Here is a 25,255-nt window from a genome sequence, read left to right on the forward strand (position 1 = left end):
CCGAGCGCAAGCCCGTCGCACCGTGGGGCGAGGCGATGCCCGGGATGTCCGACACCGCCGTCACGTCAGCCGGATGCCCGACTCCGACCTCCCGAGACGACGGTCACGTCCCACCGGACGCGGCCGCCGTCCGCAAGGAGCAAGCGGTGGCTGACCGATTGCACCCGGGAATGCGGACCGATGAACCTTATCGAAATTTCATGATTGAATAACTGGTATTGTTCGGCTCAAGGAAGAAATACTCGCGCTTGCGTCGATCAATACTTAAGATCCCATCTTGAAAGGAGCGAGACAGATGCATCAGATATCGAGCGAAATGCAGTCCTGCATCGACGAGTGCCTGCGTTGCTATCAGACCTGCCTCGGCATGGCCTCGAACCACTGTCTTGAGGCGGGCGGCAAGCATGCCGAGCCGGAGCACTTCCGGCTGATGCTGGCCTGCGCTGAGATATGCCGGACCTCGGCGCACTTCATGCTGCTCGGGACCCCGCATCACAAGCACACCTGCGCGGAGTGCGCCGACGTCTGCGAGGACTGCGCACGCAGCTGCGAGCAGGTCGGCGACATGGACGACTGCGTCGCGCAGTGCCGGCGCTGCGCCGAGAGCTGCCGGAAGATGGCGGCCTGAACGACAACTCTGAAACCCGACCGGGAGGGGCGACGCCCCTCCCTCCGACCGACGAGGACGACAGATGTCAACGGCCACCGCCCGCAAGGCCACCCTGTACCGCATGGTGATGGAGAAGCACCTCTGCCCATACGGGCTGAAAGCCAAGGACTTGCTCGAACGCGAAGGCTTCGAGGTCGAGGACCACTGGTTGACCACTCGTGAGGAGACCGACCGCTTCAAGGCCGAGCATCAAGTCAAGTCGACGCCGCAGACCTTCATCAACGGCGAGCTCGTCGGCGGCTTCGACGACTTGCAGCGCCACTTCGGCAAGGCCGCCAACGACCCGAACGCCACGACCTACACGCCCGTCGTCGCGGTCTTCTCGATGACGGCGCTGATGGCGCTGGCGGCGAGTTACGCCGCCTACGGAACGCCGCTGACGATGCGTGCGGTCGAGTGGTTCATCGCCTTCAGCATGTGCGTGCTCGCCCTCCTGAAGCTGCAGGACGTGGAGAGCTTCTCGTCGATGTTCCTGGGCTACGACCTGCTCGGGCAGCGCTGGGTACGCTACGCCTACGCCTACCCCTTCCTGGAAGGCATCGCGGGCGTCCTGATGGTGGCGGGCGCGCTGGACTGGATCTCGATTCCCGTCGCCCTGTTCATCGGCACGGTCGGCGCGGTCTCGGTGTTCAAGGCGGTCTACGTCGACAAGCGCGAGATCAAATGCGCCTGCGTCGGCGGGTCGAGCAAGGTGCCGCTCGGCTTCGTCTCCCTGACCGAGAACCTGATGATGGTCGCCATGGGCGTCTGGATGCTCGCCGTCCACCATTGAGCAGACCGGTGCCGACCCCGCCCTTCTTCCCGGACCTCGACCGCGAGCCGCACCCGCAGGCGGCCGCTGCGGCCGCGCGCTATCTGTCGGCCGTCGACGAGATGCTGCCGGGCCTCGTCACGGGTTTCCACGTGGTCGGCTCCGCGGCGCTCGACGATTTCGTGCCCGGACGATGCGACCTCGACTTCGTCGCCGTCGTCGCCCGACGGCCTGACGGCGAGGTGCTGGATCGCCTCGCCGGCCTGCATGCCGCCCTGGCCGGTTCCGGAAGCCCCGCCCTCGACGGCACCTACGTCGCCAGACCCGACTGGCAGGGGCAGCAGGCGGAGGGGCCTGCCGTCCGGGACGGGCGCTTCGAGCCGCGGTCGCGGCACCGGCGCCGACCGGTGGACAGGCTGGCCCTGGCCGAACACGCGCTGACGCTGCGCGGGCCGGCGCCGGGCTGGCGTGACGTGCCCGAGATCGACGGGTGGGCGGCCGGGGCGCTTGATGCCATGCGGATCTCCGCCGCCGACCTGGAGGTGGACGAGGCCGTCCTGGGTGCCTGTCGGCTGCACTACCTGCTCGCGCTTCGGCGCATTCCCTCGAAGTCCGAGGCGGGTCTCTACGGCCTGATCTCATTCGAAGGGCATTGGCGGCGCATCATCGACGAGGCGTTGCGCCTGCGCCGCTCCCCGCGAGCGCCGGCCCTGTACGGGGACGAAGGCGAGCGCCGCCGGGACGCGCTCGCCTTCGTCGGGGCGGCCGCGAGGGACGGGCTGTCCGTGGCATGAGTGCGCCCCAGGGGTTCCGGCGGCGCGTCCGAGCACCTATCTTGGCGGTCGCAACACGGGCCCGAGATGAGCGAACCGGACGACAGGCACGGCGGCGTGGCCGTGGACCATACCCGCCAGATCGCCCGGCTTCGCCGCATCGAGGGGCAGGTCCGCGGCCTGCAACAGATGATCGAGAACGGCCGCTACTGCGTCGACGTCGCCCACCAGGCCGATGCCGTCATCGCCGCTCTCCGGCGGGTGCAGTCCGACATGCTGCGCGACCACATGCAGGCGCTCGTGCACGCCACGCTCACCGGGAACCTGCCCGAGGAGGAGCGGACACGCCTCGCCGACGAGATGAGCCGCCTCATCGCCAAGGTGGTCTGAAGACGGGAGGAGCGACGTGCCGAAAAGAAAACTTCTGCTGGTCGTCGGCGCCGGTGCGTCCCTCGAATTCGGCATGCCCCCCGTCGCGGGGGTCCGGGCCATCATCAACGACGCCATCCAGGTGCGCTACCCGTTGCTCGCCGAGCCCGCGACGAACCTGTACGAACATGTCGAGGGCTTGGTCAGAGCCCACTGGCAGCGGACGGTGCCCGAGTTCCTGCGCCGCGAGCCGCACTACGAGGACTTGCTCTACGCCATCTTCGCCGTCGCCGCGGCTTACCCCGCCGGCGCCGCGACCTCGGCGTTGGGCGCGGTCGTGACAGCCAAAGGAATGCCCAACGTCTCGCTTTTCGGTCGGCAGGCCACACCGGTCGGGCCGGACACCCTGCGCGACCTCGGCCGCGCGTCGGTCGATGCGGTCGTGGAGGCGTTCCGCGAGCGCTGCGCCGCCAGCGAGGCGGACAAGGCGTCCGAGTTCGCGAAGCTCCAAGTGCTGGTCGCCGCGTTGCAGGCCGAGTTCGACATCGCGGTGGTCACCCTGAACTACGACAATGTGATGTACCGCGCCTTTCCCGGCATCGAGACCGGCTTCGACCCGGCGACCGGCATGTTCGACCAGGAGCGCATCCTCCGGCGATCCGGCTGGGCATGCATGCTGCACCTCCACGGGTCCGTCCATTTCGACATGGAGCCGGGTTCGACCGGAGACATGCACGAGATCCGCTGGCAGCCGGATATCCGCGGCCGCTTCCACCAGAACGCCGGCGGCCGCAGCACGCGCTCCCACGTGGAGGGCATCGATTTCCCGACCTCGGTCATCGTCGCGGGATACGGCAAGACGACCCAGATCCTGAAACGGCCCTTCCGCACCTACTACTCCGAGCTCGACCGTCTCGTGGCCGGATGCGACGCCGTGCTCTTCGCCGGATACGGGTTCGGCGACGAGCACCTGACCGTGGCCTTCGAGGGCTTCCGCGATGCGCGGAACCGACCGGTCGCCGTCATCGATTTCGCGTGGGACGACGCCATGACGATGGGGGGCGCCGACCTCGGCGGCCCCAACGCCATGGTCGACGAGATGGTCCGGACGTTCCTGACCGAGCCGCGGACCATGCGCGCCCTCGGCTACGCGGCCCCGCAGACGGTCGCGGACCTCAAGGCCGCCCGTGAATTCGAGACCTGCGTGGACCCGGCCACGCCCTTGGCCGTCTGGTACAACGGCATGCTCGCGGCCTGCGAGGAGCCGGCCAAGGTTCTCGCGCGTCTGGCGTGACGTTCGGGTCAAGGGGACGGTTCGCATCGACCCGGCGGGCAGTGCCGAAGGACCGTGGCTTTCCGAGACCGTACCGAAGGACTTCCGATTCCGCACCGTCCCGGAGATGACGCAGCTCAGTGCCGACGCCAAGTCGACGGTGCGCTGGCGAGCCTCCCGTTCGGGGGCGGCCAACTTGCCGCGACGCCTGGGTTGCCGGTGCCGGGATGTCTCGGCTGCCATCATAACCTCCGCCCGCAGGGTCGCCGGTGCGATGTTGGTCGCCAGGATCAAGGATTTGGCCGACGAGCATGGCCTAGCGGTTTGCGGCCATCGTTCCGCTGAAGTCATCGGAAGGAATGCAAGCCCTCCTTGAACGGTGACGCCGCCGTTCCGCCGGATTGATGCGGCGAGCGACGGTCCAAGTCGCGGAGGATGGATGGAATTTTTGCGTGCGACATCCGCAGGCTTAGTCAGCCCAAACAAAACAAGGGTTCAGAAGCGCGTTCAGTAGCTCTTCCGCAACACTCGCAGTGGGAAGCCTGTCCAGGGCGAGCATTCCCCCGACCGACCCTTCCAAAACGCGCCCAGGTAAAATACCCCTAAGGGGTATCGGGTCGGAGGGCGGCATGATCGGACGGCGGATCTTTCTCACCGGCGCGATGGCGTCGGCGGCCTCGGTAGCCTTGGGCGGCACCGCCGCGCGGGCCTTGGGCGGCATCGAGCAGCGCAACGAGGTGAGCTTCCTGCGGGGGCCCTACAACCTCGCCTTCTACTACCGGCTCAACAAGGCCTACCGCATCGGGGCCGGGATGCACTTCTTCCACTCGAAGCAGCACGACCTGCTGCAACTGACCCGGTTCGAGGACCACGCCGCTGTCGATGCCCGCTTCGACAAGGAGGCGCAGGAGTGGCTGCGCGACCCACCGGCCATCGAGCCGGAGATGCCGTACTACTCGAACTACGTTGACCGGGCGATGCACACGCTGTTCCGGACCATCGACTGGACGCACATGCATCACGAGCAGACCTACGACGTGATGGCGTTCCGCGAGATCCCTTGGGCCGAGAAGAAGGCGTGGACCGACCGAGCGGTCAAGTATTACCTCACGATGCAGACGCCGGGCGTGCCCCGCAGCGTCGCCCCGCTGGAGCTGACCATGCGGCGGGCGGGCATCATGATGAAGCCCTACTTCAATTATTTCCGGAACTTCTATCCCCTCGACCAGAGCCTGTTCTACGTCGCCCACTGGTGGCACCCGGCCGCCTACGAGACGCAGATGATCTCGGGCAACCGCGACCAGGAGGCCGCGATGGCCCAGACCATCGACCTCATGTACCGCGAGGTCATGCCCGACCGGCCGGGCCGCATGCTGCTCTCGCGCGAGATCATGCCGCGCTACGCCCGGATGAGCCCCGAGAGCGCGAACATCTTCGACAACCTGCACATGCTCCACGGCATCGCCTACTCGATCCTCGCCTACAAGGGCTGGTCGGTCGAGGAGAAGCGGGCCGAGATGTACCGGGTCATCGAGGCCATGGGCTACCAGCCCGGCGACGAGGCCTACGCCCGCAAGTTCCGCGAGCCCCATCCCGGCTTCGACCCGAGGACCTATCCCGCCTGGGTGCGCTCGCCCCAGGGCGCGATGGGCATGATCATGATGGACATGCTCATGGAGATGCTGCCGATGATGTACCCGGGCGGCCTGTCCAAGGCGCAGCGGGCCGCCGTCATGCGGCAGATGATGATGAACGGCCGTCTCGGCATCGAGCCCGGCGAGGTGCCCGGATCGCTCCACGACGCCCTGATGCAGGTCGCGCCCGGCATGATGGCGATGCCCGGCTCGACCGAGCCGGGCGAGGTCCCGGCCATGATGGTCGAGCGCATGGTCCAGGCCTGGAAGGCCAAGGCTGCCCGCATGCCCGACGTCGCCCCCATCGACATGACCGTCGAGCCGAGCCTCGGCCCGGCCCGCGTCGCCGCCCGCTGAGGAGACGCCCCGATGTCGACGACCACGCGCGCCGCCCTCACGGCCCTCCTCGCCCTCACGGCCGGCCCCGCGCTCGCCGCCGACCACACCAACCTGGAGGAGGGGCTGCCCATCACCATCGAGGACGCCTACCCGATCAAGGAGAACGGCCTCGAAGTTCAATCTTACTTTCAGTACAACCGCATCCGGAACGACCCGCGCGGCGCCAGCAGCCTGATGGCGGTGCCGCGCCTTGAATGGGGCGCGTTCAAGAACTTCCAGCTCTCGGTCGAGGCCCCGTACCGGGTCGGTACGGCGAGCGACACCGACCAGGGCGAGTTCCGGGCGCAAGGCTTCTACAACTTCAACCAGGAGGGGCTGGTCCTGCCCGCCATGGCGGTCGCACTCGGGGTGAACACCCCCTACGGCCGGATGGCCGGCGGCACGGAGACCGAGCTCAAGTTTCTGGCGACCAAATCGCTCGGCACCCCAGACCCGGAGGGATTGTCGCCGTACTCCTACGTGCCGCGCCAAGTGCACTTCAATGCGTCGTGGTTCCACAACTACGACCCGACGACCGGCCGGGAGGCCGAGCGGCGCGACCGCTACCGGGTCGGCGTCGCCTATAGCCAGCCGATCTCGAATTCCGTCGTCCTCGTCGCCGACGTCTACCGCGAGACCGACCGCGAGCGAGGTCGGGCGGTGAACCTTGCCGAGATCGGCGCGCGCTACATGGTGACCCCGCAGACTGTGCTGGTCGGCGCCGTCGGCGTCGGCTTCGGCGGCGACCGCAGTCAGGATTTCCGGGTCACAGCCGGCCTGCAGCACTCCTTGAGCTTCCCGTATTCCTGGGATCCGCCGCGTTGACCCTGGATTGAACAGCATGGGTGTGTTGCGTCACTTCTGGGAACCTTACCCCTAGGGGGTATGTTGCACGGGCATTGCCGAAAGGGTGCCGCATGTTCCCGGAATGGTTCCACGCAGTCTCGATCCTGGCCCTGCTGCTCGGTGCAGCCTGCTCGCTGCTGCTCTCGGTCCAGGTGATCCGGCACCCGCAGCACATGACGGTGATGAACGTCGTCTGGCCGGTCAGCGCTCTGTTCGGGACGCTCGTCGTCGTCTGGGCGTACTACCGCTACGGCCGGCTCGCGACCATGGAGGCGCACCACCACGCCAAGGAGCGGGGCGAGAAGCCGCCGAACATGACCCAGACGCCGTTCCCGGTGATGGTCGGCAAAGGCGCGCTCCACTGCGGCAGCGGTTGCATGCTGGGCGATGTCGCCGCCGAATGGCTCGCCTTCCTCGTGCCGGCGGTGGCGGTCTGGTTCGGCTGGCATTCCTTGTTCGAGGAGAAGATGTACGCAGTCTGGGTGCTGGACTTCGTCTTCGCCTACGCTCTCGGGATCGCATTCCAGTATTACGCCATCGTACCGATGCGCGGCTTGTCGCCCGGCCAGGGGCTCGTGGCGGCGGTGAAGGCGGACACCGCTTCGCTGATCGCCTGGCAGGTCGGCATGTACGGCCTCATGGCGCTGGTGCAGTTCTGGCTGTACCCGCACCTCGCCGGGCAGGCGGCCCCGGTGAACTCGGTCGAGTTCTGGTTCGCCATGCAGGCCGCCATGGTGGCGGGATTCCTGACCAGCTACCCAGTGAACTGGTGGCTCGTCGGTTCCGGGATCAAGGAGCGGATGTAGTCTCCCTGATGGTGGCCTGGCTCCGATGGTGTTCCGGTTTCGACGGCCGAATGCCGGCTGGTTCCGCTTCCGGCGAATGACGGGCAAGGCGCGACCAATCTGACAGGGTCCTTGCGGATAGCCGACGGGCGTCCCGGGGCTTGAGGGATCGAACGGCTCAGGAAAACCGTGCCGCCGCTATCAGCAGTGCCAGCGCCAACAGAACTAGCGCCATCGCCGCGACGAGCGACCTCGCCGCGGCCCTGCGAATTTCCGGACGGGCGTGTCGTCTGCGCCGCGAGCGCGGCCCCCAGTCGAGTTGTTCCCGGGCGACCTTCTTGCCGACCATCGATGCTCCCTTACACCGGAAGGCGGGCGGCCTCGACCGCAAGCGCCTCGTCCTCGACCTGGATGGTGACGTGCTCGATGCCGTGGCGTTCCTTCATCATGGGACGGACGCCCCGGATCACGTCGGGGCTACGGGCCACGTCGTCCACGATCACGTGCCCGCTCATGGCGTCGCAGCCGGAGGTCGGCGTCCAGGCATGCAGGTCGTAGGCTCGCCGGCCATTCGGCATCGCCTCGATCCCGGCCTTCAATGCATCGAGGTGGACGCCCGGCGGCGTGCCCTCCAGCAGGATGTGCAGCGCCTAGCCCAGGAGGCGCCAGGTGCGCGGCAGGATGAACAAGCCGATGCCGGCGCCGACGAGCGGATCGACCCAGACCCAGCCCTTCGCCATCACCACCAGGGCGGCCACGATCACGCCGAGCGAGCCCAGCATGTCCGAGAACACCTCGAAGCAGGCGCCCTTGACGTTGAGGCTGTCGGACGAGCCGCCGGCCAGGAGCTTCATGCCGGCGAGGTTCGCGCCGAGGCCGGCAAGCGCCACCAGCACCATCGGCCAGCCGAGGATCTCGGTAGGCTCCGCTAACCGGAGGTACGCCTCGAAGAGGATGTAGGCCATCACCCCGAGCAGCACGACCGCGTTGGCCAGTGCCGCCAGGATTTCGAAGCGCATGGTGCCGAAGCTCTTGCCGGGCGTCGGCGCCTTGCCCGCGTAGTGGAAGGCGAGCAGCGCCAGCCCTTCGCGTCCGTGACCATGTAAGCGGCACCGGCCAGCAGCGCGAGGCTGCCGGTGAGCAGGCGGCCCACGACCTCCGCGCCCATGTAGGTCAGCGTCAGCGCGAGCGCCCAGGCGAGGCGCCCCTTGTCACGGGCCGCCGCCGAGACCGCGGGGATGCCGCCCCCGTGAGTATGTCCGTGTCCCATGTTCGCTTCCGGGTGTTCGCTGCCGTTCGGGCAGGGCGGCGTCAGGGACCGTCCGCGTCGATCAGGTCGGCCACGTGCGCGCCGGCCGGGTGGCCGGTCGCCGCGTGGTGCGTTTCCGAGCAGGTCGCGTAGCCGGGTCCGAAGGCGGTCATGACGAGCTCGCGCCTTCCGTCCGCGGCCTCCCGGCTCGCCAGGAGCGCGCGGCCCTCAGGCCAAAGCTCGGAATCGGCAAGCGGCCCCCGGCCCGGCTCGCCGTAGCGGCGCACGCCCTCGTCGTGGATGGTCCCCCGCGCCCGCGCGAGGGCCTCGCCGTCGAGAGGCACGCCGACCCAGATCACCTGCTGGAGACCCTCGTCCCGGCAGACCACGAGGACGACTTCCGCCGTCGCCGGACCGGTGGCCGGCCCTTGTCCGCGCTGGTAGTAGAGTGCCGTGAGGTTCGCCTCGCGGTCGACCTTCAGGGGGCGTGGCACCTCGCCGACCGGTCCCCAGGCGAGGCCGAACGGCGCATCGCCCGGTCCGCTACCCGCCGCGGCCGCCCCATACGACAAGGCGAGGACGGCCAATCCCGCCGCCGGGAGATAGACCTGCCGCATCGACTACTCCGCGGCCTTGAGGTGCGGCGAGGCGGCCTCCGGCTGCCGGCCGTTCACCTTCGCGGGCTCCGCCTTGCCGAAGCGCGCGTAAAGGGCCGGCAGCACGACCAGCGTCAGCAGGGTGGCGCTTATCAGGCCGCCGATGACCACGGTGGCGAGCGGGCGTTGGATCTCGGCGCCGGTCTCGGTGGCGATCGCCATCGGAACAAAGCCGAGCGAGGCGACCAGCGCCGTCATCGCCACCGGCCGCAGCCGGGTCATGGCGCCCTCCAGGATCGCCTCCCGCTTCGGGCGGCCCTCTGCGACGAGCTGCTTGATGAAGGTCAGCATCACGAGGCCGTTGAGCACCGCCACGCCAGAGAGTGCGATGAAGCCGACCGCCGCCGGCACCGAGACCGGCATGCCCCGGAGCCACAGGGCGACGATGCCCCCGGTCAGTGCCAGCGGCACGGCGCTGAACACCAGGAGCGCATCCCGCGGCGAGCCCAGAGCCGAGTAGAGCAACAGGAAGATCAGGAAGAAGCAGACCGGCACCACCACCAGGAGGCGCTGCTTGGCCGAGGCGAGGTTCTCGAACTGACCGCCCCAAGTCACGTAGTAGCCCGGCGGCAACTGCACCTGGCTCCCGACCTTCGCTTGCGCCTCCGCGACGAGCGAGCCGATGTCGCGGCCACGGACGTTGGCGGTGACGACGACCCGGCGCTTGCCGTTCTCCCGCGAGATCTGGTTCGGCCCCTCCGTCACCTGGAAGCTCGCCACCTGCTTGAGCAGGACCGAGCTCGCCCGGCCGTTCGGGCCCGGCGGCAGCGGCACCGGGATGTTCTCCAGGGCCTCCCGGTCCTCGCGCACCTTGTCGGTCAGGCGCACGACGATGGGGAAGCGCCGGTCTCCCTCGAACACGACGCCGGCATCGCGGCCGCCGATGGCCGCGCCGATGACCTCCTGGATGGCGCCGGTGCTCAAGCCATAGCGCGCCGCCTCGGGCTTGTTGATCTTGATCTCTAGGAACGGCAGGCCCGCCGCCTGCTCGACCTTGACATCTTCGGCGCCCTCGACGCCCTTCAGGACCGTCGCCACGGCGTTGGCAGCCTTCAGCATCGGCTCGAACTCCTCGCCGAACACCTTCACGGCGAGGTCGCCGCGGGTGCCGGCCAGGAGCTCGTTGAAGCGCAGCTGGATCGGCTGGGAGAACTCGTAGACGTTGCCCGCGAGCGCCCCCACCGCCTTCTCGATCTGCTCCTGCAGGTCGGCCTTCGACAGGCTCGGGTCGGGCCACTCCTCCTGTGGCCTGAGCATGACGAAGGTGTCGGAGGAGTTCGGCGGCATCGGGTCGGAGGCGACCTCGGCCGTGCCGGTCTTCGAGAAGACGTAGGCGACCTGCGGGAACTTTGACACCACCTTCTCGACGTTCAGTTGCATCGTCTGCGACTGGGTGAGCGAGGTCGAGGGGATGCGGGTGGCGTTGAGTGCGATGCTCTTCTCGTCGAGTTGCGGGATGAATTCGGTCCCGAGCCGGGTGAACAGGAGACTTGCTCCGACGAGCAGCAGCAGGGCCGCCCCGATGAATGCGAACGGACCCCGCACCGCGGCGGCGAGCACCGGCCGGTAGACCGCCTTCAGCGCCCGGATGATGAGGTTGTCCGTCTCGGTGACCTTGCCGGAGATGACGATGGCGATGAGCGCCGGCACGAAGGTCAACGACAGCACGAAGGCCGAGACCAGAGCGATGATCACCGTCAGGGCCATCGGCTCGAACATCTTGCCCTCGACGCCCGTGAAGGTCAGGAGCGGCACGTAGACCAGGATGATAATCGCCTGCCCGTACAGGGACGGCTTGATCATCTCCTCGGCCGACGCCCGGACGGTCTCAAGGCGCTCCTCGATGTCGAGACCGCGGCCCAGGGCGTGCTGCCGCTCGGCGAGGTGGCGCAGCGCGTTCTCGGTGATGATGACCGCCCCGTCGACGATCAGCCCGAAATCGAGCGCTCCGAGGCTCATCAGGTTCGCCGAGATTCTGGCCTCGACCATGCCGGACATGGTCATCAGCATCGCCACCGGGATCACCAGCGCCGTGATGACGGCCGCCCGGATGTTGCCGAGCAGCATGAACAGGATGACGATGACGAGGGCCGCGCCCTCGGACAGGTTCTTGGCCACCGTCTTCACCGTAGCCTCGACGAGGCGGGTCCGGTCGAGGACGGTCTGGACCTCGATCCCGGGCGGCAGGCTCTTGCGGATCTGGTCCATGCGCGCGTCGACGGCGGCGGCCACCGTGCGGCTGTTCTCGCCGATCAGCATCAGCGCGGTGCCGACGACGACCTCTTGGCCGTCCTCGCTCCCCGAGCCGGTGCGCAGGTCGCGCCCGATGCGGACCTCGGCGATGTCTTTGATGCGCACCGGCACGCCGCCCCGGGTCGCGACGACCACGTTGCCGATGTCGTCCATGTCCTCCAAGCGGCCGGCGGCGCGGACGACGTAGCCCTCGCCGTTATCCTCCAGGTAACGGGCGCCCTGGTTGGCGTTGTTGCTATCCAGCGCACGGGCGACGTCGGAGAAGGACAGGTCGAGGGAGGCGAGCTTATTAGGGTCCGGCTGGACGTGGTACTGCTTCTCGAAGCCGCCGATGCCGTCGACCCCGGCCACCCCCGGCACGGTCCTGATCTGCGGGCGGATGATCCAGTCCTGGACGGTGCGCAGGTAGGCGGTCTGCTCCAGCTCGGTCCTCAGGCGCTGGCCCTCGGGCGTGAGGTAGCTGCCGTCGGGTTGCCAGCCGGGCTTGCCCCCGGCCGAGACCTTCCGCTCGCCCGGCTTCGCGTAATGGATCGACCACATGTAGATCTCGCCCAGCCCGGTCGAGATCGGCCCCATGGCGGGCTCGGCGCCCGGCGGCAGCTCCCGCTTCACCTGGGACAGGCGCTCGGCGACCTGCTGGCGGGCGAAGTAGATGTCGAGCTTCTCCGCGAAGACGGCGGTGACCTGCGAGAAGCCGTTGCGCGAGAGCGAGCGGGTGTATTCCAGCCCCTTGATGCCGGCGAGCGCGGTCTCGACCGGGTAGGTGACCTGCTTCTCGATGTCGACCGGCGACAGGGACGGCGCCGTCGTGTTGATCTGCACCTGGTTGTTGGTGATGTCCGGGACGGCGTCGATGGGGAGCCTGGTCACCGCGTAGCCGCCGAAGGCGGCCGCGAGCAGCGACAGGAGCAGCACCAGCCAGCGCTGGTGGACGGAGAAATCGAGGATCTTCGAGATCATGTCCGGCCTCCTCAATGGTCGTGGTCGGCTTCGCTCTTTCCGAGCTCGGCCTTGAGGAGGAAGGTGTTGGCGACCGCGATGTCTTCGCCGGGCTTGAGGCCTGAGACGACCTCGTAGGCGTCGTCGTCCGAGCGCCCGAGCTCGACCTCGCGCTTCTCGAAGCCCTCGTCGGTGCGAACGAAGACGACGCGCTTGCCCTCGACGGTCTGAAGCGACGCCTTGGCGACCCGCACGGGCACTTGATCCGTCGCGGTCTCGACCTCGGCGGTGACGTAGGTTCCCGGACGCCAGGCCATGTCCTTGTTCGGCAGCGAGACCACCACCCGGGCGGACCGGGTGTCGGCGTTCAGGAGCGGGCTGACGAACACCACCTTGCCCTGCTCGCTTCGGCCGCCCCGGTTCACGTTGACCCGGGCCCCTTCCCGGACCTCGTCGAGGTCCGAGGTCGGCACCGCGAGCTCGATCCAGACGGTCGAGAGGTCGGCGACGGTGTAGACGTCGGCCGGGTCGCCTTCCTTGCCGACGGCGGTGCCCACGTCGACCTTGCGCTCGACGATGCGGCCGGAGATCGGGGCCCGCAGCGCGTACTGGCGCAGCGTCGAGACGTTCGGCGTGGCCTCGTCGCGCTTCTGGGCCACGGCGACCTCGGAGGCGTTCAGGCCCAGCGCCGAGAGCTTCTGCCGGGCGAGGTCGACGCGGAGCTGGTTCTCCTGGAACGTTGCCTTGGCGTTGTCGAAGGCCGCCTGGGACGCGGCGGCGGAGGCCAGCAGCCTCTGCTGGCGCTCGAAGTTGACCTTCTGGAGGTCCGACTGGACCATCGCGGTGAGGTAATCGCTCTTGGCGTCGGCGACCTCGCGGCTGTCGAGGACGGCGACGACCTCGCCCTTCTTGACGTCGTCGCCCAGGCGCTTGCGCATCTCGGAGACGGTGCCGACGACGCGGACCGGGACGCGGGCGATCCGGTCGGTGTCCGGGGTGATGGTGCCGGGCACGAGGATGTGCCTCGACAGCACGCCGCCCTCCGCCTTCGCCACCTTGATGTCCTGGCCCTCGACCTGGTCGGCGGTCATCTTGACGTGACCTTCCTCGCCCTCGGCCTCCGAATGCTCGTGCTCGCCGTGGGCATGGCCTCCGTCGGCCTTGGTCGCGGCCGCCTTGCCGTGGTCGTGCCCGTCTCCTTCCTCATGGCGAGACTCGCCCGGCGATGCGGGGCCGGGTCCGGCGGCGAGGGTTGAGGCGGTCGGCGGAAGCCCGGCGGAGGCGAGGAGCCCGCGGACGAAGCCGGACACGGCCGGAACGGCGGCGCCAACGAGGACGCCGGCGGCCACCAGGGCCGCGGTGATGAGAATGCGCATGGTGCCTGCTCGTCGGGACGCCGGTGCCGTGACGGCCTTCGGGTCGGTCCCGTTGCGGTGACGTGAGGATGCGGTCCCGGGGCCTTGGCCCAGGGTTCAGGACGCACGCCTTCGCGGCGTCACCTCAGGCGCGCGGCGGACGCGGCAGGCGGTCGGGAAAGATTGAGGAATGGGCCGTGGCGGCTTGCCCGTAGCACGGTCGCGAAAGCGACACGGGAGGGACGGCCCCGAAAGCGTCCAGCGGCATGGCGACGTGGCAGCCGCAATGGACGTGGCAGCTTATGCCGGGATCCGCCTTCTGAGCGGAGGCCGGCATCAGGTCCGGTGCCTTGACCAGTTCCGTGCGGTCATGGCCGGGATGGCCCTGATGATAGGCGAGATCCTCGGCGAGGCCTGCCGTCGGGACGGAGACCGCCAGCGTCAGGACGAGCGCGAGCGCGCGGGCGGCGGTCGCCCACCACCCCGTCCACGCCCCGAAGGCCCTCTGGCTTCCCGCCGAACTCATCCCGTCCCTTATGCGCGACTCAAGGGCCGTATCACAAGTCGCGGAGGAGAGACGCCGGTCGATCCGGTCACATTCCCGGCCGACGACGTGCTGAACGTCACCTTCAGCCGCGGTTCAAGGGCGTCGCGACAGCCTTGCTCTACAGTCACAGGGAAGGACCGGACATGAGAGCACGCCTTTTCATCCTGGCAATGGCCGCAGCCATCCTCGCTCCGGCCGCCGCCTCGGCCCAATACTACGAGGGCGGCTACGGCGACCGGCGACCGCACGAACATGTCGACGTCTACCGCCACGGCGACCATGACGACGTCGTCGTCCGGCATCACCATCCGCGTCGCTACGAGGACAGGTAGTTCTACGGCGAGCGGCGCCACCATCACCACCATCGCGACTTCGACGATTGATGCGTCGGCCGGACCGGCCGTCCGCGCCGGCCCTGCGCCACTCGTCGGGTCCGCCGGTTCAGCCGACCGTCTCGTCGAGCAGCAGCAGGAGCAGAAAGCCCGCGAAGAACATCGCCGTGACCCATGGACGGTCTTCCGTCTCGTGCGCCTCGACCAGCAGCTCTTCCGTGACGAGGTAGAGCAGCGCGATCAGGCCGAAGGCGAGGAAGCCCGCTTGGACGGTCGGTGGAAGCGCGCCGACCGGTCCTCCGAGAAGCGCCCCGAGCGGCAGGAGCAGGACGAGGCCTGCGGTGGCACCGACCACCTTCCACTTGGAGACGCCGCCCTCGCCGAATTTGTTCGCGACCGTGAGCCCGAGGAACAGAACCTCGATGGTCAACGCGACGGTCAGGAGGATGCCCGCCTTGGCCCCGGCGGCGAAAGCGATGCCGAGGACGAGGCCGTCCACCAGGATGTCGATGCCGGTGACCGACATCAGCCCCACCGGACCCTTCATCCGCCGTTCCAGGGTTCGCACGCCGAGCATGGCGGCGACGCCGACCGCGCCGCCGAGGAGGGTCGCCCAAGGGGAGCCGGCATGCTTGAGGTCGGGCAGGATCTCGCCCGCGGCCGCGGCGAAGACGACGCCGGCTGCGAAGTGCTGGATCGCGCTGACGAGGACGGGTCCCGGCCGCAGGTTGACCGCGACCGCGGCGCCGACGACCGCAGCCACCACCGGGATCAGGGTGTAGGCCCAGGCGGGCAGGCCCCCGCCCACTTCAGACGACCCGGTCCGAGGCGAGGGCGCAGTCGGTGTCCTCGCGCGTCTCGACCTGCAGGGTGACGTGACCGATCCCAAAGCGTTCCTTCAGCGTTCGGGCCGCCCCCATCAGGAAGTCGTCGCCCGGCTGGCCGCCCGGCACCACCAGATGGGCGGTCAGGGCTGTCTCGGTCGTGCTCATCGGCCAGACGTGCAGGTCGTGCAGCCGCACCACGCCGGGCAACGCTTCGAGGCAGGCCCGTACCTCCGGTAGCCCTATGCCCGGCGGCACTCCGTCCAGCGAGAGGCGAACCGAGTCCCGCAGCAGCCCCCAGGTGCTCGCCAGGATCACGACGGCGATGGCGATGCTGATGGCCGGGTCGAGCCACTGCCAGCCGGTATGGCGGATGATCAGGGCGGCGACGATGACGCCGACCGTGACGCCCGCGTCGGCGGCCATGTGCAGGAAGGCGCCGCGAATGTTGAGGTCGCCCTTGCGACCGCTCATGAACAGCCACGCCGTGCCCGCGTTCACGGCCACGCCGATGACGGCCACCCAGATGATGGTTCCGCTCGCGACCGGCTCGGGGTCGATCAGGCGCCGCACCGCTTCCCAGAGGATGGCTCCGACGGCGACGAGCAGGATGACGGCATTGGCGAGCGAGGCGAGTATGGGCGCACGCTTGAAGCCGTAGGTGCGCTCGGCGGTCGGTGGCTTGTTCGAGAGCCAGGACGCAGCCCAGGCGATCAGCAGGCCGAGCACGTCCGAGAGGTTGTGGCCGGCGTCGGCCAGGAGGGCGAGCGATCCGGAGAGGATGCCGAAGGTCGCTTCCAGGACCACGTACAGCGTGTTCAGGGCGATGCCGATGGCGAACGCCTTGCCGAAGCTCGTTGGCGCGTGGACGTGCCCGGGTCCGTGGGCGTGGCCGCCGTGGGATCCGTGGGCGTCGCCGCCGTGGGAATGGTCGTGGTGTTCCGTCATCTCCGCTCCCGGTTCGGCAGGCCCGTCGGCGATGCCTAGTTCCTCCAGCGACTGGAGAAGCAAGGGGCAATCCGGGAGGCGCCGGAAGGTTTCGATGATCCGGTCAGTGCCTGTCGTGCAGACATTCCCCGTGGTCGGCGAGGACCTCGATGATGCGGCATTGCCGGACGGGGCCGCCCGAGCACTGGTCGAGCATGGCCCGGACCTCCTTCCTCAGGCCCGTGAGCCGGGTGAGTCGGTCGTCGATGTCGGCGAGGTGCCTGCGCGCGATGGCGTCGGCCTCGGCGCACGGTTGCTCGGGATGGGAGGCGAGGTCAAGCAAGGCCCGGATGTCATCGACCTCGAAGCCCAGCTCCCGGGCGTGCCTGATGAACTTCAAGCGATTGACGTCGGCGTCGCCGTAGGTACGGCGGTTGCCCTCGGTGCGCACAGGCGTCGGGAGCAGGCCGCGCTCCTCGTAGAACCGGATCGTTGGTACCTTCACGGCTGTCCGCCGCGACACCTCGCCGATGCTGAGCGCCTTCATGGTCCTTGCTCCTCCAGTCGCTAGAGGATGTAGGGTCCGATCCAGAGATGCGGAAGGCACCCGCCATGAGCGACGCGACGACCCTGGAGCGAACCGAGATCCCCGCCACGCGCTTGCGCGTCTCGGGCATGGACTGCGCCTCGTGCGCCGCCAAGGTCGAGACCGCCGTCCGCCGCCTCCCGGGCATCGAACGCGTCGAGGTCTCGGTCGCGACCGAGACGCTCACGGTCATGCACGGTCCGGCGACGAGCGTTGGGACCATCGTCGCGACGGTGCGCGGGCTCGGGTACGGCGCCGAGGATCCGGATGCCGCGGCGACGGGTGCGGACGCCCCGGATAAGCCCTGGTGGCAGGCGCCCAAGGCCTTGCTGGCTTTCGCCTGCGGGGCGGCCGTGGCGTCGGCCTATGTGCTCGGCCTTGCCGTCCCCGTGACGGAGCGCTGGTTCTTCCTTGCCGCGATGCTGGTTGGCCTCGTGCCGGTCGCCCGCCGCGCCCTGTCGGCGGCCCGGCACGGAACGCCCTTCTCCATCGAGATGCTGATGACGGTCGCCGCGGTCGGCGCGACCCTGATCGGCGCGACCGAGGAGGCGGCGACGGTCATGTTCCTGTTCCTCGTCGGCGAGGTACTTGAGGGCGTCGCCGCCGGCCGGGCACGGGCGAGCATCCGCGGGCTCACCGGGCTAGTGCCGGACACCGCCCTGCTGGAGCGGGACGGCGCGACCGAACGGGTTACGGCGGCTAGCCTGCGCATCGGGGGGACCGTCCTGGTTCGCCCCGGCGACCGGATCCCCGCGGACGGGACCGTCATCGATGGCGAGAGCACCGTCGACGAGGCCACCGTCACCGGCGAGAGCGTGCCTAGACCCAAGGCAGTGGGCGACGCGGTCTTCGCCGGAACGGTCAATGGAGACGGCGCGATCCGCGTGCGGGTGACCGCAGCCGCGCGCGACAACACCATCGCCCGGGTCGTCCGCCTGGTCGAGGAGGCGCAGGAGGCGAAGGCCCCGACCGAGCGGCTGATCGACCGGTTCGCCAAAGCCTACACCCCGGCCGTGGTCGCGGTGGCCGCGCTCGTCGCCCTGGCTCCGCCGCTCGTCGCCGGGGCCGCGTGGTCCGAGTGGGTCTACAAGGGGCTGGCCATCCTGCTGATCGGCTGTCCCTGCGCCCTGGTCATCTCGACGCCGGCGGCCATCGCCGCCGCGCTGTCGGCGGGTGCCCGCAGGGGCCTGCTCGTCAAGGGCGGCGCCGTGCTGGAGCGGCTGGCGGCAGTGACGAAGGTCGCCTTTGACAAGACCGGCACCCTTACCGAGGGCAAGCCCGTCGTGACCGACGTCGTGGCGTTCGGCCGGACCGGGCGGGACGTGCTCTCGCTGGCCGGCGCGCTTGAGGGCGGCTCCTCGCACCCGCTCGCGAAGGCCGTGCTGGCCAAGGCTGCCGAGGTCGGGGCGCCGGTCCCGCCGGCTTCCGGGACGCGGGCACTCGGCGGCAAGGGCGTCGAGGGCAAGGTGGGGCGGCTCGATCTATTCCTGGGTTCGCCGCGGGAGGCCGCCGCTCGGTGCACCTTCACACCTGAGCAAGAGGCGCGTGTCTCCGCCCTGCAAGGCGAGGGCAAGACGCTGTCCGTGCTCCTCTCGAACGGGGCGGTGGCCGGCCTGCTCGCCATGCGCGACGAGCCTCGGGCCGATGCGAAGGAGGGCGTCGACCGCCTCGCATCGGCGGGCATCGGTGCCGTCATGCTGACCGGCGACAACGCGCGCACGGCCCGGGCCGTGGCCGGCGCCCTCGGCATCGAGGCGCGTGCCGAGCTCCTTCCAGAGGACAAGCAGCGGATCGTGCGCGAACTCCGTGCCGGCGGCTTAGTCGTGGCGAAGGTCGGCGACGGCATCAACGATGCGCCGGCGCTCGCGGCCGCCGACGTCGGCATCGCGATGGGCGGGGCCGCCGACGCGGCGCTGGAAGCGGCCGATGCCGCGGTCCTGCACGGGCGCGTCGCGGACGTGGCCCGCATGGTCGAGCTCGCTCGCCGGACGCTGGCCAACATCCGCGCCAACATCGCCATCGCGCTCGGCCTGAAGGCCGTGTTCCTGGTCACGACGGTCCTGGGGGTCACCGGCTTGTGGCCGGCCATCCTCGCCGATACGGGCGCCACCGTGCTCGTGACCGCGAACGCGTTGCGGCTCCTGAACCCGAGCCTCGACTAGCGGTGGGCCGCGGGCGCGGTTCGGGAAGACGCGGACCTGTCACAACCCCCGTTCGACGGAATCCCTTCGTCGGGCCGGTCGAGGCGTTCCACGCTGGCGAGGACCGATGGAAAGCCATCGACCGCCTGCAACGGGTCGGACCGCGTCGTCCCAACCCGACCTGCTCGGCGATGCGTCAGGCCGCAACCGGTCGGACGGGTGCTGGACGCTCGGCAGGCGAACAATCACGGCGTGTCGGCGCCGGTGCGGTTCCGGCTCCGTTCGCGACCCGCTGGGCAGCGAGGGCTGGTGAGCTCGCTGGGATCCCGGTTCGCCGCGCAGGCCGCCATGTTCGCAGGACTTACGACCATCTGCCCGGCGGACGAGTGGTCCGTCGGTTTCGGCATAAGGTGGCGCATGCAGGCCGCGCGGCGCCTACCGCCGGAGTAGGAGGAGGTAGACGAGGATCGCGCACATAACCGCGAACATGGCGATCCGGTAGCCTGTCTCGTCCCGGGAGGTCGGCGGCGGTTCGGGCCCGATGGCGGCGCGGCACGTCGGGCACCGCGATGCGTCGGCGCTAATGGGCCGTCCGCAGCGATGGCAGTTCGATAGGAGCATGGACGGCCGCCCGCCGGCCCGAGCCGGAACGTCACGCGGCGTCGCCCGGCCGAGCCGCACGCCTAGCCCATGCCGCCCGTCGGGACCGCCGCCGCAAGGGACCCGGCTGCCCAGGTTACGGCGTCAAGACCATTCGACGAAGTACGTCCTTCGCGTTAGGGAGGCGTGAGCGTGGGGGCCGTGCACTAGCCGGGGAGGTGGCTGCCGAGATCCCGCGTCGCCGACCTTCCGGCAGGGGCCCCGGGGGCCCCGCCGACCGGAGGCTGGCCATGAGACCCCGAGGAAGGTTAGGGCCACTCCGCCGAAGAGACCGAGCCATCAGTCCACGCCGCAGCCCTCAGCCAGGAATGCGACGAGGCTACGCATCGCCGGCTGGACCGCGCGGGACAGCAGCGTCGTGGCCTGGCGCTCCTGCACGGCCAGACCGGTCTCGATCAGGCGACGCAGGTGATGGGACAGCGTCGAGGCCGGGATGCCGACGCGCCGTTGGAGTTCCCCGACCGGCAGGCCTTCCCGCCCCGCGCCGGCGAGTGCCCGATAGACCTTCAGGCGGGTCGGGTTGCCGAGTGCTTCGAGTTGCCGGGCCGCCAGTTCGATGTCCATGGCGCCGCTATGGCGCAGGCGGCAGAAGACCGCAATCCATCTTTCCGGAAATTTCGAATAAGCCGTGGACGATCGCGATCCTCCCGCATCGTCCGGCGTCGGGGATGCGCCCACGTCCTCCGCTTCGCCACCAGTGGGTCCGGTCGGGACCTGAACGCAGGGGATGGGAATCGCCTCCGGCAGACCGATCCGTTCGCCGGGTGCGGAGCCGCAGGCGGGCGAGCGTTGTGATGGCGGGCTCGGTTAAGCGAAGCGCCGGCCGGCTATCCCGCCAGTCTTCGGGGCCAGGCCGGGCCATGGTCCGTCCCACGGAATAGACGAGAAACGCCCGTCAAGAAGCACGCGGAACGGCCATCTCTCCTTGATGCGCCGGCCCAGCTTCCAGCGGAGACGGCCGAGCGTCAGCCCCTGGAAATGCCGCATTGGCTCGACCCGCCTCGGCTCGATTGCCGTCAGCACCGCCCCACCGTCATGGGGCCTCCGGACGGCGAGCGTGTGGACGGCACGCATGAAGCCACGCCTGAAGCGCCGGCGGGATCGCGGCCATCAGGCACGTCGCTGCCCGCCACCGCCGCGCGACCTCTCCCGCACGGCGGCCGCGCCGACCCTGACCCGGTCGAACCGGACACTCGCCGCACCCGGTGGCGATCCGGCTTCGGCGCAAGCGGGACCAGGAATTCGATAACCAGATTATTTCTTATTTCTAGCATTATGGAAATACATGTGCCAAGATTCCATCGATGCAACGGCCTACAGGAGGACGCCGTGATCGTGACCATCCATTCCGACGATCGTACCGGCCTGCTGGCCGCAGCCCTGTTGGCCGGCGGCCTCGCGGCCATCGGCGCCCGACCGACCGTGGTCGCCGTCGCCGCCAACGGGTCCCAGGCCTGTGGCCTGGCGCGCCTCGCTGGTCCCTTCGACCTGCTTAGCCCCGACCCGCTGGACGCGGCGACCGTCATGGCCGGGTTGGCGATGCGCCGGGCCGGCGACGTCGTCGCGGTCCTCCCCACGGACCTGCTCGGCGGCCACGGACCGGACCGTCGCGACCACGTGGGCCTCGTGGCGACGGCCTGTCGGCTGACCGCGGCACAGGCACTCCATGCAAACGTATCGGGCGCGTGGCACCTGCGCTGCGACGACGGGCCCGGCCACCCGGCTTGGCGCAAGGCCCCGCGCGTGCTGCCGCTCCGCCTCCCGCGGCTTTCGCCGCTCGAACAGGTACGACTGCTCGCGGGCGACCTCGACGCCGCAGCGCGGGATGTGGCGGTCGCGCTGACGGCCACCCTCCTGGCGGTCTCGGCCGACCCGTACTCCGAGCGCTTTGAGGCGGCCGACCTGGCCGCGATCCTGGCGCCGGCGGACACGGACGGGGACCTGCGCGAGCGCCTCCTCGACTGCGCCGCGGCGCTGGGCGACCCGCGCTCCCTGGCCACCTCCTTCGGCGTCGCCGGGCACGCCCCGGCGCGCGCCCGCGGGACCCGCCCGGTGCCCGCGCCCGCCCGGCCCGGCGCCACGCAACCCGCCCGCCTTGCCGCCCGCCTGCGCGCGTAACCGAAAGGACCTGAGCGATGACGAGCCACACCAAACAGAACCGCGCCGCCCCCGCCCACGGGCCGCGCGTCGCGGCGCCCGGATCCGGCCGCCCCGGTCGGTCGGGAAGCGCCCGGCGAGCGCGCGCCGGGGCGGCATCCCCGCGTGCCCGGATCTCCCGCGTGCCGGTGCCGGCGGCGGTCCCGCGCCCTTTGGCGAACCCCTTCGAGGAGTTCTACGCCCTGTCGGCCGAAGGGGTCGGCCTGCTCGATCCGGGCTTCGACGACTGGGACATGGACCCGCGTGTCCTCCTCGGCCTGTCGCCGCGTCTCGGGTCCAAGCGCGACGACGCCTGATCGCCACGGGGTCGAGGTCGGTTCCGAGGCGAGAGGCTTTCTCGGCCAGGCGTCCCCGTCGGCGATCTCGCGGGGCGCCTCGGACCACCCGGGGCGGGTCTTTGTCCGCGAGTCGGGCGGGGACGTGCCACGCGTAACGTACGCCGTTATGCGTTGCGGCGCGGTGTTCGCCGGGCGGTCGGACGCGGCGCGAAGCGCCGGTACTTAGGTATTCGACGCGCCTGAATACTTCGACGCATCGGTCTAATTAACCATCAAGCTATGGACTGACTTGATCCGATTCAGAAAGTGCTGTTCATTTCCGCTCTTTTGCCTTAAGATTCGCAAATCACTCAAACCTGTCCGGTCATGCGCACCCGGTGGATCTTCCACCGGGCGCGTTTGCGTCCGGACCTGGTCATGGAGATTGCCCTTGATCGCAGCCTTCTTCGGCACCGCCGGCCGGACCCACGCCGCCTACGCCGCACTCCTCCTCGCGGATGCGTACGGCATCCTCGGCCAGCCGGTCACCCTCCTGCGCGTCAGGCTGCCCGAGGAGGCTCCGCTGCCGCGGCGGGCGATCACGGAGGAGGGGCTGACCGTGAGCGAGCGCGAGGCGGGCGACGCCCGCGAGGCCGGCCTCATCGCGGCCGAGGCGATGGCCGGCGAGGGGGATCTCATCCTCGACCTGCCCGCGGTCTGCATGGCCGACCTCGGGTTGAGGGCGCGCGTCGAGGCATCGGTGCTGCCGGTGGGCCCGACCCCCCTTGACGAACATGCCGCGGCCGCGGCGCTCGCGGGCATGGAGCCGTCGGTGGAGTTCGGGCTCGACCTGGTCCCGCCGCCGTGGCTCCTCGGCTGCGGCCGCAGCGGCGGGGCCGCCGCGGCGGCCGCCTTCGGCCACCGCATGCGCGCGCACGACGCGCTCCCGCCCGGTCGCGGCCGCGTCCGCGCCTTGCCCATGGTCGTGCCGGCCTTCGGTCGCGCCGAGGCCGAGCGCATCGCTGAGGGCGACCGCACGAGCCGCAGCCTCGTGGCCTCGGTGGCCCTGCTCGCGGCCCTGCGCGCCGCGGCCTCGGACCGCCACGCCGACGCGGTCGATCCCGTCGCCTATGCCGCCGCCCTCGGCGTCGACGCCGAGCAGGCGCGCGCCCCGGACGAACGCGAGGCCGGCGACCGGCTGCGCGAGCTCGCCGACGAGCTCCAGGGCATCCGTGACCAGGTCAAGCCCGCGCCGGCGGACCTGCGCGACGCCCCGCGGCTGGAGCGCTGGCGGTTCACGAGCCGATCCGTGAGGGTGCTGACCGGCGAGGTCTTCGGGCATCCGAACTTTCCCGATGGACGGCGCATCACGACCAGCGACCTGTACGCATCGGATGGCCGGCGCTGGGCGCGGACGCTTTCTAGGTATTTTATCCTAGGTCAACCCGACGTCGGCGCCGAGCGCCTCGACCGGCACTAAGCTTCCGCCATCCCGTTCGATGAACCCCGCCCGCGCGCCTCGGCACGCGGGCGCGGGGCCTTGTTGCCCATCGCGAGCCCGGAGGACGCATGCGCGCGAGCGACGACCCCCATCCCACCGAAAAGCGTCCCCTGCGCCGCGAGCCGCCCCGGGGCTGTGATCCGCTCGCGCTTTGGCGCACGGTACGGCTTCCGGACATCGAGGCCGCCGCGATCCAGAGGGTCCGCCGAGCCCTGGCCGGCGAGGTCTGCCTGCATCACAGGTCGTGGCCCGCGGCCCGGAGGGGCGAGGCCGCGGCCGCCATCGCCGTCGCGCTCGACCTCACCCGGGGCATCGAACCGGATCCCGCCGTCATGGACCTCGCGCTTTCGACGGTGCTCGTCGTCGCCTGGCGGGGAGATCCGGCGGCTCGCACCGTCCTCGCCCACGTTCTCGCCGGCTTGTCGCCAGACCCGCGCGACGTGGGTCCAAGGCGACCTCAGAGGCGGCGGCCGAGGCGCCGCGCCCCGCCGCGGCGGTAACCGCCCCCGCATCCCAAACGGCGAGACGATCCCAAGAACCCAGGAGGCGATCACGTGCGGATCTGGACCTTCAGCGACTTGCACCGAGACTTGTCGCGGGCGCCCTGGACGCCCGCGCACATCCCCGACGCCGATGTCGCTGTCGTCGCCGGCGATGTCGGGCAGGGACTGGCCGAGACCGTTCTGTGGCTGGCGCAGGCGATCCGACCGCACATGCCGGTCCTCGTCGTCGCGGGCAACCATGAATTCTACGGCTCGGCCGTGAACGAGGAGCGCGCGCTCGGACGCCGGGCCGCGGAGCGGCACGGCGTGACCCTGCTCGACGACAATACCGTCGAGATCGGCGGCGTCGCCTTCTCCGGCGGAACCCTCTGGACCGACTACGCCATCGACGGCGTGGGCAGCCGCCGGCGGGCCATGGCGGCCGCGCAGGCCGGTCTCAACGATCACCGTTGCATCGCGACGACCCGAAATCCAGGCTGGCAGACCTTCCGGCCGGCGGACGCCGCGGCCCTGCACGCCATCACCCGCGAGTTCCTGGAACGCGCGCTGTCGAGGGTCGACCCGCCGGACACGCGGGCGCGACCGCACGTCGTGGTCACGCACCACGCCCCGGCCCGTGCCTCGCTCGACCCGAGCTTCGCCGGCAGCGTGCTGAACCCGGCCTTCGCGAGCGACCTTGGCGGCCTCATCGCCGCCGGCCGCCCGGACCTTTGGCTTCACGGCCACGTCCACGCCCGCCGCGACCACCGGATCGGTCCGACCCGGATCCTGTGCAATCCGCTCGGCTACGACGGCGAGAACCCCGCCTTCGATCCGGCCTGCGTCGTCGAGGTGCCGTCGTAGGCCGCGCGCCCTGGTGCTGAACATCGACCCATCCTTGGACGAGGCG

At 69.9% G+C, this 25,255-nt stretch carries 23 protein-coding genes and 1 pseudogene; 14 read left to right on the forward strand and 10 right to left on the reverse strand.

Annotated features, from left to right (window positions below):
• Positions 1-295 precede the first annotated feature (295 nt).
• The 8 genes from MMSR116_RS14405 (at position 296) to MMSR116_RS14440 (ending at position 7,500) form a co-directional block, all read left to right on the forward strand.
• Complete coding sequence (locus MMSR116_RS14405) at positions 296-628, forward strand: four-helix bundle copper-binding protein (protein ID WP_024827676.1); 333 nt, start codon at positions 296-298, stop codon at positions 626-628.
• A 64-nt stretch (positions 629-692) separates the two neighbouring features.
• The gene (locus tag MMSR116_RS14410) at positions 693-1,442 is read left to right on the forward strand and encodes a MauE/DoxX family redox-associated membrane protein (RefSeq protein ID WP_010682426.1); all 750 of its coding nucleotides are present in this window, start codon (positions 693-695) and stop codon (positions 1,440-1,442) included.
• Positions 1,443-1,450: 8 nt separating this feature from the next.
• Positions 1,451-2,215, forward strand: coding sequence for a hypothetical protein (locus MMSR116_RS14415; RefSeq protein ID WP_010682425.1), 765 nt, complete (start codon positions 1,451-1,453; stop codon positions 2,213-2,215).
• A gap of 66 nt (positions 2,216-2,281) precedes the next feature.
• Entirely contained in the window at positions 2,282-2,584 is a 303-nt protein-coding gene (locus MMSR116_RS14420; protein ID WP_010682424.1) for a metal-sensitive transcriptional regulator, read from the forward strand.
• 16 nt (positions 2,585-2,600) lie between these two features.
• Positions 2,601-3,857 (forward strand): SIR2 family protein, encoded by a 1,257-nt coding sequence (locus MMSR116_RS14425; protein WP_010682423.1) that lies wholly within the window; start codon positions 2,601-2,603, stop codon positions 3,855-3,857.
• 608 nt (positions 3,858-4,465) lie between these two features.
• A complete protein-coding gene (locus tag MMSR116_RS14430) occupies positions 4,466-5,827 on the forward strand; it encodes a hypothetical protein (RefSeq protein ID WP_039892281.1) in 1,362 nt (453 codons plus the stop codon).
• Between the two features lie 12 nt (positions 5,828-5,839).
• A complete protein-coding gene (locus tag MMSR116_RS14435) occupies positions 5,840-6,673 on the forward strand; it encodes a hypothetical protein (RefSeq protein ID WP_010682421.1) in 834 nt (277 codons plus the stop codon).
• Between the two features lie 92 nt (positions 6,674-6,765).
• Positions 6,766-7,500: a DUF4396 domain-containing protein gene (locus tag MMSR116_RS14440; RefSeq protein WP_010682420.1), complete on the forward strand. Its 735-nt coding sequence runs from the start codon at positions 6,766-6,768 to the stop codon at positions 7,498-7,500.
• Between the two features lie 157 nt (positions 7,501-7,657).
• Here the strand turns inward: MMSR116_RS14440 and MMSR116_RS31370 are convergent, their stop codons facing one another.
• The 6 genes and pseudogenes from MMSR116_RS31370 to MMSR116_RS14465 all read right to left on the reverse strand — a co-directional run bounded on the left by MMSR116_RS31370 (position 7,658) and on the right by MMSR116_RS14465 (position 14,457).
• A complete protein-coding gene (locus tag MMSR116_RS31370; RefSeq protein WP_191991901.1) occupies positions 7,658-7,828 on the reverse strand; it encodes a hypothetical protein in 171 nt (56 codons plus the stop codon).
• 10 nt (positions 7,829-7,838) lie between these two features.
• Positions 7,839-8,749: pseudogene (locus MMSR116_RS14445) on the reverse strand (cation diffusion facilitator family transporter).
• 41 nt (positions 8,750-8,790) lie between these two features.
• On the reverse strand, positions 8,791-9,345 hold the full coding sequence (locus tag MMSR116_RS14450; protein WP_010682419.1) for a hypothetical protein: 555 nt from the start codon (positions 9,343-9,345) through the stop codon (positions 8,791-8,793).
• 3 nt (positions 9,346-9,348) lie between these two features.
• Positions 9,349-12,597: an efflux RND transporter permease subunit gene (locus tag MMSR116_RS14455; RefSeq protein WP_010682418.1), complete on the reverse strand. Its 3,249-nt coding sequence runs from the start codon at positions 12,595-12,597 to the stop codon at positions 9,349-9,351.
• 11 nt (positions 12,598-12,608) lie between these two features.
• Complete coding sequence (locus MMSR116_RS14460; protein WP_010682417.1) at positions 12,609-13,952, reverse strand: efflux RND transporter periplasmic adaptor subunit; 1,344 nt, start codon at positions 13,950-13,952, stop codon at positions 12,609-12,611.
• Between the two features lie 124 nt (positions 13,953-14,076).
• Positions 14,077-14,457: a hypothetical protein gene (locus tag MMSR116_RS14465; protein ID WP_010682416.1), complete on the reverse strand. Its 381-nt coding sequence runs from the start codon at positions 14,455-14,457 to the stop codon at positions 14,077-14,079.
• A 164-nt stretch (positions 14,458-14,621) separates the two neighbouring features.
• Between MMSR116_RS14465 and MMSR116_RS14470 the strand changes: the two genes are divergently transcribed.
• Positions 14,622-14,810 carry a hypothetical protein gene (locus MMSR116_RS14470; protein WP_010682415.1) on the forward strand — a complete coding sequence of 63 codons (189 nt, stop codon included), beginning with the start codon at positions 14,622-14,624 and terminating at the stop codon, positions 14,808-14,810.
• Between the two features lie 109 nt (positions 14,811-14,919).
• Here MMSR116_RS14470 and MMSR116_RS14475 read toward each other — a convergent pair whose 3' ends face one another.
• The 3 genes from MMSR116_RS14475 to MMSR116_RS14485 all read right to left on the reverse strand — a co-directional run bounded on the left by MMSR116_RS14475 (position 14,920) and on the right by MMSR116_RS14485 (position 17,108).
• Entirely contained in the window at positions 14,920-15,606 is a 687-nt protein-coding gene (locus MMSR116_RS14475) for a ZIP family metal transporter (RefSeq protein WP_039892563.1), read from the reverse strand.
• A gap of 13 nt (positions 15,607-15,619) precedes the next feature.
• Positions 15,620-16,582, reverse strand: coding sequence for a cation diffusion facilitator family transporter (locus MMSR116_RS14480; protein ID WP_039892560.1), 963 nt, complete (start codon positions 16,580-16,582; stop codon positions 15,620-15,622).
• Positions 16,583-16,685: 103 nt separating this feature from the next.
• Positions 16,686-17,108: a MerR family transcriptional regulator gene (locus MMSR116_RS14485; RefSeq protein ID WP_010682412.1), complete on the reverse strand. Its 423-nt coding sequence runs from the start codon at positions 17,106-17,108 to the stop codon at positions 16,686-16,688.
• A gap of 65 nt (positions 17,109-17,173) precedes the next feature.
• Between MMSR116_RS14485 and MMSR116_RS14490 the strand changes: the two genes are divergently transcribed.
• On the forward strand, positions 17,174-19,309 hold the full coding sequence (locus MMSR116_RS14490; protein WP_010682411.1) for a heavy metal translocating P-type ATPase: 2,136 nt from the start codon (positions 17,174-17,176) through the stop codon (positions 19,307-19,309).
• A 918-nt stretch (positions 19,310-20,227) separates the two neighbouring features.
• On the opposite strand, the gene MMSR116_RS14495 is transcribed toward MMSR116_RS14490, so the two are convergent.
• Positions 20,228-20,512 (reverse strand): ArsR/SmtB family transcription factor, encoded by a 285-nt coding sequence (locus MMSR116_RS14495; protein WP_010682409.1) that lies wholly within the window; start codon positions 20,510-20,512, stop codon positions 20,228-20,230.
• A 765-nt stretch (positions 20,513-21,277) separates the two neighbouring features.
• On the opposite strand from MMSR116_RS14495, the gene MMSR116_RS14500 reads away from it, so the two are divergent.
• From MMSR116_RS14500 to MMSR116_RS14515, 4 genes are all read left to right on the forward strand, one after another.
• A complete protein-coding gene (locus tag MMSR116_RS14500; RefSeq protein ID WP_010682407.1) occupies positions 21,278-22,066 on the forward strand; it encodes a hypothetical protein in 789 nt (262 codons plus the stop codon).
• A gap of 161 nt (positions 22,067-22,227) precedes the next feature.
• Entirely contained in the window at positions 22,228-22,401 is a 174-nt protein-coding gene (locus MMSR116_RS14505; RefSeq protein WP_010682406.1) for a hypothetical protein, read from the forward strand.
• A 412-nt stretch (positions 22,402-22,813) separates the two neighbouring features.
• Positions 22,814-23,842, forward strand: a complete 1,029-nt coding sequence (locus MMSR116_RS14510; RefSeq protein WP_010682405.1) for a hypothetical protein — start codon at positions 22,814-22,816, stop codon at positions 23,840-23,842.
• A 575-nt stretch (positions 23,843-24,417) separates the two neighbouring features.
• A complete protein-coding gene (locus tag MMSR116_RS14515) occupies positions 24,418-25,209 on the forward strand; it encodes a metallophosphoesterase (RefSeq protein WP_039892276.1) in 792 nt (263 codons plus the stop codon).
• Positions 25,210-25,255: the final 46 nt, after the last annotated feature.

Source organism: Methylobacterium mesophilicum SR1.6/6 (genome assembly GCF_000364445.2).
Taxonomy (GTDB): Bacteria; Pseudomonadota; Alphaproteobacteria; order Rhizobiales; family Beijerinckiaceae; genus Methylobacterium; species Methylobacterium mesophilicum_A.

What these genes read in the sequence shown, in the direction of transcription:
- MMSR116_RS14405 (WP_024827676.1), top strand. Translation starts at nt 296, where the DNA reads ATGCATCAGATATCGAGCGAAATGCAGTCCTGCATCGACGAGTGCCTG.
- MMSR116_RS14410 (WP_010682426.1), top strand. Translation starts at nt 693, where the DNA reads ATGTCAACGGCCACCGCCCGCAAGGCCACCCTGTACCGCATGGTGATG.
- MMSR116_RS14420 (WP_010682424.1), top strand. Translation starts at nt 2,282, where the DNA reads ATGAGCGAACCGGACGACAGGCACGGCGGCGTGGCCGTGGACCATACC.
- MMSR116_RS14430 (WP_039892281.1), top strand. Translation starts at nt 4,466, where the DNA reads ATGATCGGACGGCGGATCTTTCTCACCGGCGCGATGGCGTCGGCGGCC.
- MMSR116_RS14435 (WP_010682421.1), top strand. Translation starts at nt 5,840, where the DNA reads ATGTCGACGACCACGCGCGCCGCCCTCACGGCCCTCCTCGCCCTCACG.
- MMSR116_RS14440 (WP_010682420.1), top strand. Translation starts at nt 6,766, where the DNA reads ATGTTCCCGGAATGGTTCCACGCAGTCTCGATCCTGGCCCTGCTGCTC.
- MMSR116_RS31370 (WP_191991901.1), bottom strand. Translation starts at nt 7,828, where the DNA reads ATGGTCGGCAAGAAGGTCGCCCGGGAACAACTCGACTGGGGGCCGCGC.
- MMSR116_RS14450 (WP_010682419.1), bottom strand. Translation starts at nt 9,345, where the DNA reads ATGCGGCAGGTCTATCTCCCGGCGGCGGGATTGGCCGTCCTCGCCTTG.
- MMSR116_RS14455 (WP_010682418.1), bottom strand. Translation starts at nt 12,597, where the DNA reads ATGATCTCGAAGATCCTCGATTTCTCCGTCCACCAGCGCTGGCTGGTG.
- MMSR116_RS14460 (WP_010682417.1), bottom strand. Translation starts at nt 13,952, where the DNA reads ATGCGCATTCTCATCACCGCGGCCCTGGTGGCCGCCGGCGTCCTCGTT.
- MMSR116_RS14465 (WP_010682416.1), bottom strand. Translation starts at nt 14,457, where the DNA reads ATGAGTTCGGCGGGAAGCCAGAGGGCCTTCGGGGCGTGGACGGGGTGG.
- MMSR116_RS14470 (WP_010682415.1), top strand. Translation starts at nt 14,622, where the DNA reads ATGAGAGCACGCCTTTTCATCCTGGCAATGGCCGCAGCCATCCTCGCT.
- MMSR116_RS14480 (WP_039892560.1), bottom strand. Translation starts at nt 16,582, where the DNA reads ATGACGGAACACCACGACCATTCCCACGGCGGCGACGCCCACGGATCC.
- MMSR116_RS14485 (WP_010682412.1), bottom strand. Translation starts at nt 17,108, where the DNA reads ATGAAGGCGCTCAGCATCGGCGAGGTGTCGCGGCGGACAGCCGTGAAG.
- MMSR116_RS14490 (WP_010682411.1), top strand. Translation starts at nt 17,174, where the DNA reads ATGAGCGACGCGACGACCCTGGAGCGAACCGAGATCCCCGCCACGCGC.
- MMSR116_RS14495 (WP_010682409.1), bottom strand. Translation starts at nt 20,512, where the DNA reads ATGGACATCGAACTGGCGGCCCGGCAACTCGAAGCACTCGGCAACCCG.